Annotated in this window: 10 protein-coding genes and 1 pseudogene; 10 read left to right on the top strand and 1 reads right to left on the bottom strand. The window is 68.4% G+C overall.

The window, feature by feature from the left end:
* Positions 1-1,269: 1,269 nt before the first annotated feature.
* The gene (locus tag H613_RS31190; protein WP_156926201.1) at positions 1,270-1,677 is read right to left on the bottom strand and encodes a hypothetical protein; all 408 of its coding nucleotides are present in this window, start codon (positions 1,675-1,677) and stop codon (positions 1,270-1,272) included.
* A gap of 325 nt (positions 1,678-2,002) precedes the next feature.
* Here H613_RS31190 and H613_RS28425 point away from each other — a divergent pair, with 325 nt between their 5' ends.
* From H613_RS28425 to H613_RS0122065, 10 genes and pseudogenes are all read left to right on the top strand, one after another.
* Entirely contained in the window at positions 2,003-3,196 is a 1,194-nt protein-coding gene (locus H613_RS28425) for a serine hydrolase domain-containing protein (RefSeq protein WP_084546862.1), read from the top strand.
* Positions 3,197-3,236: 40 nt separating this feature from the next.
* Positions 3,237-3,374, top strand: a complete 138-nt coding sequence (locus H613_RS31555; protein ID WP_169732042.1) for a hypothetical protein — start codon at positions 3,237-3,239, stop codon at positions 3,372-3,374.
* Between the two features lie 9 nt (positions 3,375-3,383).
* A pseudogene (locus H613_RS0122100) lies at positions 3,384-3,632 on the top strand (class I SAM-dependent methyltransferase); the annotation flags it as partial.
* 136 nt (positions 3,633-3,768) lie between these two features.
* Positions 3,769-4,311 (top strand): sugar O-acetyltransferase, encoded by a 543-nt coding sequence (locus H613_RS0122095; RefSeq protein ID WP_026925480.1) that lies wholly within the window; start codon positions 3,769-3,771, stop codon positions 4,309-4,311.
* A gap of 295 nt (positions 4,312-4,606) precedes the next feature.
* Positions 4,607-4,858, top strand: a complete 252-nt coding sequence (locus H613_RS0122090) for a hypothetical protein (RefSeq protein ID WP_026924399.1) — start codon at positions 4,607-4,609, stop codon at positions 4,856-4,858.
* Positions 4,855-5,136, top strand: a complete 282-nt coding sequence (locus H613_RS0122085; RefSeq protein WP_156926200.1) for a hypothetical protein — start codon at positions 4,855-4,857, stop codon at positions 5,134-5,136. The genes H613_RS0122090 and H613_RS0122085 overlap by 4 nt, the downstream gene beginning before the upstream one ends.
* A complete protein-coding gene (locus H613_RS0122080; protein ID WP_026925478.1) occupies positions 5,133-5,429 on the top strand; it encodes a hypothetical protein in 297 nt (98 codons plus the stop codon). The genes H613_RS0122085 and H613_RS0122080 overlap by 4 nt, the downstream gene beginning before the upstream one ends.
* 215 nt (positions 5,430-5,644) lie before the next feature.
* Positions 5,645-6,463 (top strand): SatS C-terminal domain-containing protein, encoded by an 819-nt coding sequence (locus H613_RS0122075; protein ID WP_026925477.1) that lies wholly within the window; start codon positions 5,645-5,647, stop codon positions 6,461-6,463.
* Between the two features lie 246 nt (positions 6,464-6,709).
* Positions 6,710-8,263 (top strand): hypothetical protein, encoded by a 1,554-nt coding sequence (locus H613_RS31185; protein WP_026925476.1) that lies wholly within the window; start codon positions 6,710-6,712, stop codon positions 8,261-8,263.
* On the top strand, positions 8,260-8,685 hold the full coding sequence (locus H613_RS0122065) for a roadblock/LC7 domain-containing protein (protein WP_026925475.1): 426 nt from the start codon (positions 8,260-8,262) through the stop codon (positions 8,683-8,685). The genes H613_RS31185 and H613_RS0122065 overlap by 4 nt, the downstream gene beginning before the upstream one ends.
* The last annotated feature ends 56 nt before the right edge of the window (positions 8,686-8,741 follow it).

Raw genomic sequence — 8,741 nt, 5'->3', positions numbered from 1 at the left:
CAGCCGAAAGCGAGCAGGCCAGGACAGGCGAAGACGAGCAGACCTCACTCCCACCGGATCGGACCACCCTGACACCGGCAGGAGTGACCGGCGCCACCGGGCCTGACGACCCCGTTCCCTTCTTACCCTGCCCGCCGCGGGATGCTGCGGCGGGGACAGAGCACCCATAGGCGCTCAGCTCGAATCCCAAGAGGGTTCGAGCCCTTCCCCGTGCCCGGACACCGAACCGACCCCACACGCCATCCCCCCAGCCGCCACCACACCCCGAGAGGGAAGGACCGCAGGCGAGCCCCACCACCAACCTCCGCGCCGACAGGCCACCCCCGACACCCGCTCACCGCTGCATCGCTGAACCGCCTGAAGCCCAACCGAAGACAACCTCAAGGACACAAAGCCCAGTCCAGCCTCCGCCCACCTCTCGGCCGCCGATCGTTTGAAGCCCTACCCGAGCGCGCCTCCGCGCCGACAGGCCACCCCGGACCCTCCCACCTCTGCATCGCTGATACGCCTGAAGCCCGACCCAAGACCACCCCGGGGACACCAAGCCAGCCCCGCCCCTCACGCACCTCGCGCTCACTGCTCGCCTGAAGCCGGGCCGAAGAGACAACCCCGAAGACCACTGACCGACTCCGACGCAGGGGCGCCCGCAGAGCGCCCAGCCGGCGCCCGGGGGCGCTACTCCGCCCCTCTGTACCCACCCACCGCCGTCCTGCACACCACGAAAGTCCTCGCCAGCCTGACAGACGCCCCAAAACCGGTCAAGGAAAAGTTTCTGGGCCTGTGGATAACTCCCCGAGATGGCGTGGTCCACCTGCGGATACTTGGGAAACGGCATACCGCCTTCAAGGACCCGCCCTGCCCCTCCACTCCCGTCTTTGTCGCCGCCCGCTCGAAGCACAACCGGCAACGACCCCGAAGTCACAGCGACAGCCCCAGCCCCTTCCTACCTCGCGGTCACCGACCGCTCGAAGCGCCAGCGACGACCACCCCCAAGACATCGACCAACCCCAGCACCCGCCCACCTCACGGTCGCCGATCGACTGAAGCTCTACCCGAACGAGACTCCACGCCGACCGGACACCCCGAGCCCTTCCCTACCTTCCATCGCTGACCGGACACCCCGAGCCCTTCCCTACCTTCCATCGCTGACTCATTTGAAGCACAACCGAAGACGACTCCAAGGGTTGTCCCATAGGTTGCAGGAGGCATCGGCTGGTCGAACGACCGCTTGGCCGCAGGCGGGGGGCGCGAGAGCCACGGGCGAGACGGTCAGTCCCACCAATTGAAGAGGAATTCCGCCAGGCAGCTCGGGCGCCAGTACTTGACTTCTCCGCGCGCTGCGGAAGTCAGCTCGGAAGTGTCGACCTCAGCTGATGGTGTTCTGAGTTCGGCGTGCGAAAGCACGCGGTACCCCGGGCCGACAAGCAGGTTCGCCCAAGGAGGCGGGTCTCGGAAGACAGTGTCGACGTCAAAGCCCATGTAGTCGGGCGTCGCGTGACAGAAGCCAATCCAGGGTAGGTGCTGGCCGCAGAGCAGATCGTACTGGTCGGTCCGGCTCCTGAGCCGCAGCGCATGAAAACTGCGGGGGTATTCGGTTCGATCGACGTGTTCGGTCCATACCCCCGACGGGCGTGCCGCGCGGCGAACAATCTGGGCCAGTGCATCGACGTCGATCACGGGGAACGGCTCCGAACGGGCATGCCAGAACCCGACGGCGTGCTTCGGTAGTCGCAAGCGCTCCTCCTGGAATCCGCCTCGCACTCGAATGATATGGCGAGGTCGGACGCGATGCTAAAGTGGTCGGTTCTTCGTCATCGTTCGGTGGCCGCTTCGGTTCTGGGTATCGGTCGTGTTGCAGGATGTTGCGGGTCCTTGTTCGCATGAATCCAGGTTCCATATTGGATTTCGGGTGTGCGTTTGGAGTGTGGGTAGGGCAGGCCTTACCGGTGATCGGGGGGTTCGCAGGATCGCTTGTTGTTGTTCCGGCTCATACGGTTTGACCATGAGGAAACGCATGATGCTCGCCGCCGTCACGGCACTCGGCCTTGTCGGCGCGCTCACGGCCACGTATATCGCCGCAGCGGACCCCGCTCGGCCCCAGGGCGGTGAGCTCGACACCGCGGCCCTCGAGGACCGGCTCGGCGACTTCGCCGACCTCACGGACGGCTCCGTCCTCGTCGAGATCCGCGACGGCGACGACACCTGGAGCGAAGCGGTCGGGCCCCGCAGCCTCGACCAGGACGCGCACCCGGCGCGCCCGGGCGACCGGGTCCGCATCGGCAGCATCACCAAGTCGATGGTGGCCGCGATCGTCCTCCAACTCGACGGGGAAGGCGCCCTGGACCTCGACGACCCGATCGATCGGTACCTCCCTGGGCTGCTGCCCTACGACCAGCAGCCGACGGTCCGCCAACTGCTCGGGCACACCGCCGGCCTGCCCGAATGGGTCAACATCGCCTACCCCGGCCTGGCCGAGGGCGACCTGACCCGGCTCCGCGAGGACTACCGGACCCATTACGAGCCCGAGGAACTGGTCGCCATCGCCGTCCAGGAACCGCTGCTGTTCGATCCGGGCACCGACTGGTCCTACTCCAACACCGGATACGTGGTCCTGGGCCTGCTCATCGAGGAGCGCACCGGCCACAGCCTCCGCCACGAACTCCAAGCGCGCGTCTTCGCGCCCGCCGACCTCGACCACACGTATTTCCCCCGCGAGGACACCTCCGGTATCCCCGGCCCGCACTCGGTCCCGTACATCACCACCGGTGATCCGGGCGAACCGTACTTCGACGCCACCGACATGTCCAACATGCAACTGGGGGCCTCGGGCGGTGTCGTCTCCACCGTGGGCGATGTCAACGACTTCTACGACGCGCTCACCGACGGCACACTGCTGAGCGAGGAGCAGCTGTCCGAGGCCACCGAGTTCGTCGAGACCGGTACGGGTTTTGCGTACGGGCTCGGCCTGGGCGCGATCCGGCCCGGGTGCCCTGATGATCCCGACGAGCTCTTCCTGGGCCACGTCGGCGACGGCATGGGCCACCAGACCCAGACCTTCCACTCCTTCGACGGCGAACGCCAGATCACGCTGTCGTGGAACATCGACGACAAGCACGGCTACACCGACCCCGCGGCCTTCGGCCAGGCGCTGTCCGGCCTCCTGACCGCGGGATTGTGCGGCGGCACCGACGCCTAGCGGCCGGGGAAGCCCTTAGGGCGCGCGGGATCGTGTCGGCATGGCAGCGGTGATCAATGCGGCGGATGCGGCGATGAGCGGGTTGTGCGGCGGGCGGTCTTCACGTCAGTCCACCAAGCTCGCCCGCCGGCTGCCGTCCCAGGAACCGCCATTGATCGACTTGCGGGGCAACGCTTAGCGTAACCGCATGGGCCACAATGAACGGTTTGTTCACGACTCGTCGTTCGGCATGGCGGCGGGCGCGTACGCCGAGCACCGTCCGGACTACGCGCAGGCCGCGGTGCGCTGGGCGCTGGAGCCCGCACCCGGGCCGCGCGTGCTCGACCTCGGCGCGGGAACCGGCAAGCTGACCGCCACGCTGGGTATGGATGTCGTTGCGGCCGAGCCCGATCCGGCGATGCTGGCCGAGCTGCGCCGTTCACTGCCGACCGTCCGGTTAAGCGGTCATGTCGTGAGGTTGTTGACTCTTTGTGCGGCAGCGTGACACGGATCGTTTCTCACTTGACTTGAAGGGCTCTGGCGGCGTCTAGTCGGTCTCGTCCAGTTGCCGGTACACCAGAAAGGTCGGTGGCATGTCCCGCGACCGTCTCATGCAGATCCACAGCCCCGAGTTTCAGGCCATGTCCGAGCGGGTCCTGCGGGCCACCGAGCTCACCTCGCGGTTGAACGTGCTGCCCTTCGATGACGCAGCGGGCAAGGCGGCGCTGTTCGAGCAGATCCTCGGTCGGCCACTGCCCGAACGAGTCACGATCTATCCGCCCTTCTTCACCGATCACGGCCTGAACCTGGAGCTGGATGAGCGGGTGTTCATCAACCAGAACTGCACGTTCCTGGACTACGCGGGCATCCGGATCGGCGAGCGCACGATGATCGGACCGAAGGCCACGTTCATCACCGTCGGCCACCCGGTCGACCCCCAGGAACGGCGAGGATGGCTGAGCGGGGCGCCCATAACCGTGGCGGAGAACGTGTGGATCGGCGCCGGTGCCACGATCCTGCCCGGTGTGAGCATCGGCCGCGACGCCGTGGTCGCCGCCGGGGCGGTCGTGGCCGATGACGTGCCACCGGCAAGCCTGGTGACCGGCGGCAAGGCGACCGTGCACCGGCAGTGGTGACGCCCTCGTCCCTTGTGTCTTATCTACTTGGACTGAGGTCGACTGTGCCTCGGCGGGGCGGTGGTCGTCCTTGTTTTGTTCTGCGGCAGCGCGGCTGCGGTCGTTGTGACTGCGGTCTCTAGACGCTTTTGGACCATTAGCGTGTCGTAAGTTGCGCGGTGCCAAATGATGTGCAAGAGTTTTTGACACGCACGTGTCGCACGTGCCTCAACTGAATATCGCTTCGACGGCGGGCCGCCGTCCCGACTTGCCAGAAAGTTCGGCGGCCCGCCTCTCACCAGAGAGGAAACCTCCCATGGTTGGCTTCAGCCTACCCCAAGACCCGGTCCCCGCCTCGGTCAAAATCGACCTCGAACTCCACCAGCCCTACCGGACCTGGTTCGGTCTCGGGCGCCTGCGCTGCGAGTGGTGCCACCACAAGTGGGGCGCCCACGGCTGCCCCCAGCGCCGCTCCGCCGTCAAGCTGCTCGCCTCCTGCGTCGGCTCTCCTTCACTACGCGGCGTCCTCGCCAACCTCATCGGCTTCACCTGGGGTGGTGCCGCATGACCAACCCTGAACGCATCGTTCTCGGCCGGTTCACGCTTGAGCACCGGCGGATCGAGGTCTACCAGGTCGCCGGGAGGTCTACTACTTCGGTGCGGCTGCGGCGCATCACGCCTGAGCCGGTGGTCGATCTGGGGTACATCAACCGCATCGGATCGCCATTCTCACGGCTGCACCTGTACCGGGCCGAATGGTCTCCCGCCCTGCGGCGGGTCGCCAAAGAGCAGACCGCCGGGATCTGGTTGCACGCCGCGCAACATGAGGCGGAGGTCGACGGATGAGCCTGCACTTCGTCGACAAGCTCCCGGTGTTCGGCTACCGCGAGATCGACGGCCTTGATCTGGCCTTCGCCTGGATCTGGCGGCAGCCTTCGCTGCGCGTGACCTTCGTCGATGTCGAACCGGCCCTCATCGGCCGCGTCACCCACCTTGACGGCATTCCGCGCCTGGTCGCCGCACCCGACAACCTCGCCTGGCTCCACCAGGACGACCCCGCCCGCACCCTCGCCGTCCTCGACTTCGCCACCGACCTCTGGAGACGCAAGGACTCCATCATCCGCACCTGCGACGGATGAGCCGAGGTGGTTTCGGTTCGGCCAGGGAGTAAGGGGTCGGTTGTCATCGCTTCGCCTGCGGCTCGATCGAATGTCGAGAGTCGCGGGGGTCGGCTCAGCGCCTTCACCCCGCTCACTTCGATGGCCTTCGATGAACAACAGCCCAGGGGGTGTCCACAGGCGTGACCCATGGTCGTAGGCTGTTCCACAGCTGACGACCACAGGAGGAACGCGACATGGCAGTCGAATCCGACGGCTCGGCGCGGAGCGCCGCGGCCGAGAAGCTCTGGAATGAGACCAGTGTCGACCCGGTGGAGCTCCACTTGGGCAAGGACTCCGGTTACACACTGCGCGCCTACCGCATGTCGGACACGCTTCCCGGCGCCGCCCCCGCCGAGGACGAGGCGACCACCGAGGAGTCCGCCGAGGAGGTCTCCGAAGCCGGGAAGCACGCCGAGGAGCAGCCCGACGTCGCCGAGAGCCCCGAGGACGAGGACAACGAGGCGCCCTCGGAGGCCGACTTCCTCGACGAGGAAGAGGTCGACGTGCTCGACGCCGCCCCCGAGGAGGTGCCCGTCTTCCTCACCCGCAAGGGCAGGCTGCTGCTGTTCCGCGACACCGAGTCCCTGGCCCGCTACGTCAAGGAGTCGGACGACAACGACTTGGCGGCGATCGACGAATACGCCGATCTGCAAAAACGCATTACCGCCGACGCCATTGTGTGTGACGAAGCCGACACCTATGAATTGGACCTGGTCACCGCCAATCTGCGCGGCGGTCACGATTCGTGGGAGCCCGAGCTGCTCATCAAGGCCGCCGAGATCGGACGCGATCTCGGTTACGCACTGCGGATCCAGTCGATCGTCGACGCGCTCGCGCCCGGCTCCCCCCTGGACGACATGGACGAGGCCCTCCGCGTCATTGTGGACGGCGGGATGCGCGGCATGCTCGCCAAACGGCGCCTCCGCAAGACCGGCGCCGAGCAGGCCGCCATCGCCTGGCGGGGCGTCATCGCCAAGATCAACGCCGCCGTGGACTGGCGCGGCGAGGAATAGCTTCCCTGTCACGGCTCGACATCACTCGGTAATTCCATAAGGGAACAGCACAATTCCATAACCCTGCCGCCTGACGGATTTGCGTGCTATACCCGCAATTCGTATGATGACCCGCACTCGCCTCCGGCTTGCGGATCAGAGTATTCTGCGGAAAACTGATAACGGACTTATAAACGGGCCGGGCGAAAGTCCACGCCGACAGGGTTGGTGTCCGCGGGGACGCGCCCTACGAGAGGAGCTCTGCGGGTGCAAGTTTTCTGCGGCATCACCACGGACCAGCAGTCCGACGGGACCCCGTCGGGACACAGCGACGCCACGTGCGCGGTCGCCCTCGTCGTCGCCGGGGGCGGGCTGCTCGCCACCGACACGTTCGGCGACGATCCGCGCGGCTGGGTCCGATTCGCCGGTCTGCTCGCCCGCCAGACCCTCGGCTCCCCCATCTCCATCGCCGTCGACGGCGAGGTCGGCCAGCTCGCCGAGTTCGCCGCCGCCGCCGGACACCTCGTCGTCCAGGCCTCCAGCCCCGCCGCCCGCTCCAAGGACGCCCTCGACGACGCCATCGCCCTCGCCCGCGGCCTGGCCACCGGCGAGATCCAATGCGGTCGGCCGTTCGCCCCGCGAGGCGAGATCGCCTCCCTGCGCCCGATCCTCGACACCGTCTCCGCGGCCTCCCGCGCCCGCCACGACGCCGCCGAGGCCCTCACGTGCCTGCTGCGCGCGGTCTTCCCCGCGGCCCTGGCCGCCTGGGACGACCCCAGCGAGGCCAGCGCCGTCGCGATCCTCACCCGGCTCCCGCAGCCGGGCGCGCTCCAGTCGATCTCGACCGAGGAGCTGGCCGCCGACCTGGCGACCGTGGCCGACCCCGGCCAGGTCGCGGCGATGGCCGGGGCCCTGACCGAGGCGATCCGCGAGATCGGCGGCGGCGACGACCCGTCGGTCGCGCCGTCCGTGTCGGCCACCGCCGAGGCCGTCTCGGCGTGGGACCGCTCGCTGGAGGGCCTGGTCGGGCTCCTCCAGGCCAAGCGGCCGCGTCCCGAGATCTCCCTGCCTCAGGCCATGCCCGAGCCCGAGCAGCCCGAGAGCAGGCGCGGGAGGCGTTCGGAGGGGACCTCCCAGCCCGACCTTCACCGGACCGTACGGCTCCCGGGCGATCTGCCGGATCGCGAGAGCCTGCGCGCCCTCGACCCGGCCTCGCAGCTCCACTCGATCGTCCAGCCCGACCTGGAGGCCACGCAGGTCCTGCCCGACCCCGACCAGATGGTCGACAGCGAGGGCACGACGACCCGCAGCATCCGGCGCCGCCGCGCCGAGCCCGCCGAGCTCCCGCAGCAGCACGCCGAGGCCGCGCCTCCGCAGGGCCGCCGCCACCCGTGGCAGCCCAAGGAGGAGACGTTCGAGGACCTGTCGGACCTCTCGAGTCTGGCCGGCGACGACGACGGCCTGCTCATCTTCGGGCAGGCCAAGAGCGCCTGGTTCAAGCGCCCCGAGGGCGAGGAGCCCGAGCCGGAGAGCTGGTCGCTGCCGGGCGACGACGGCTGGCGCACGGCCCGCCACGTCACCGAGGCCCCCGAGGCCGAGGAGACCATGACGGCCTCGGGCCTGCCGAAGCGCAAGCCGCAGGCGAACCTGGTGCCCGGCTCGGTCACCGACGACGTCGGCCGTCCCGACGAGCCGATCGAGCGCGACGCCGAGCTGCTGGCCCAGAACACGCTGGGGTACTTCAAGGGCTGGGGACGGGCCCGCGGCGGCCCTCGCGCCACGATGGCGGCCCGCCAGACTGAGAGGATGGCGAGCCGATGAGCGCGAACCTCGGCGTCTACGAGCGGTCGCTCAGCATGCTGCTGGGCTCGCTCGTGGCCCGCACCCCGGGGCTCTCGCACGCCGTGCTGGTGAGCGTGGACGGGCTGCCGCTGGCGGTCTCGTCCGGGCTCCCCAAGGAGCGGGCGGACCAGTTGGCCGGCATCGGATCGGGGCTCCTGTCGATGGGCGAGGGCGCCGGCCGGGCGATGAACCACGGCCCCGCCCAGCAGGTCATCGTCGAGATGGCCGAGGGCGTGCTGCTGGCCGCCCCGGTGGGCCCGCAGATCTGCCTGACGCTCCTTGCGGTCTCCCGGTGCGACCGCGAGCAGCTGGGCTACGAGCTGGGCCAGTTCACGATGCAGGTGGGGCCGCTGCTGAACGAGGCCCTGACGAACACCGGCTCGATCCCGAAGGTCGTCTGAAGCATCCATGCGGAAGGCCCCGAGGCTCTGCCTCGGGGCCTTCGCGCTGGTCCAGG

Source organism: Glycomyces arizonensis DSM 44726 (assembly GCF_000482705.1).
GTDB classification, from domain to species: domain Bacteria; phylum Actinomycetota; class Actinomycetes; order Mycobacteriales; family Micromonosporaceae; genus Glycomyces; species Glycomyces arizonensis.
This window is presented reverse-complemented; position numbering and strand designations above follow the sequence as displayed.

What these genes read in the sequence shown, in the direction of transcription:
- H613_RS0122090 (WP_026924399.1), top strand. Translation starts at nt 4,607, where the DNA reads ATGGTTGGCTTCAGCCTACCCCAAGACCCGGTCCCCGCCTCGGTCAAA.
- H613_RS0122065 (WP_026925475.1), top strand. Translation starts at nt 8,260, where the DNA reads ATGAGCGCGAACCTCGGCGTCTACGAGCGGTCGCTCAGCATGCTGCTG.
- H613_RS0122095 (WP_026925480.1), top strand. Translation starts at nt 3,769, where the DNA reads ATGTCCCGCGACCGTCTCATGCAGATCCACAGCCCCGAGTTTCAGGCC.
- H613_RS0122075 (WP_026925477.1), top strand. Translation starts at nt 5,645, where the DNA reads ATGGCAGTCGAATCCGACGGCTCGGCGCGGAGCGCCGCGGCCGAGAAG.
- H613_RS0122085 (WP_156926200.1), top strand. Translation starts at nt 4,855, where the DNA reads ATGACCAACCCTGAACGCATCGTTCTCGGCCGGTTCACGCTTGAGCAC.
- H613_RS0122080 (WP_026925478.1), top strand. Translation starts at nt 5,133, where the DNA reads ATGAGCCTGCACTTCGTCGACAAGCTCCCGGTGTTCGGCTACCGCGAG.
- H613_RS28425 (WP_084546862.1), top strand. Translation starts at nt 2,003, where the DNA reads ATGAGGAAACGCATGATGCTCGCCGCCGTCACGGCACTCGGCCTTGTC.
- H613_RS31555 (WP_169732042.1), top strand. Translation starts at nt 3,237, where the DNA reads ATGGCAGCGGTGATCAATGCGGCGGATGCGGCGATGAGCGGGTTGTGC.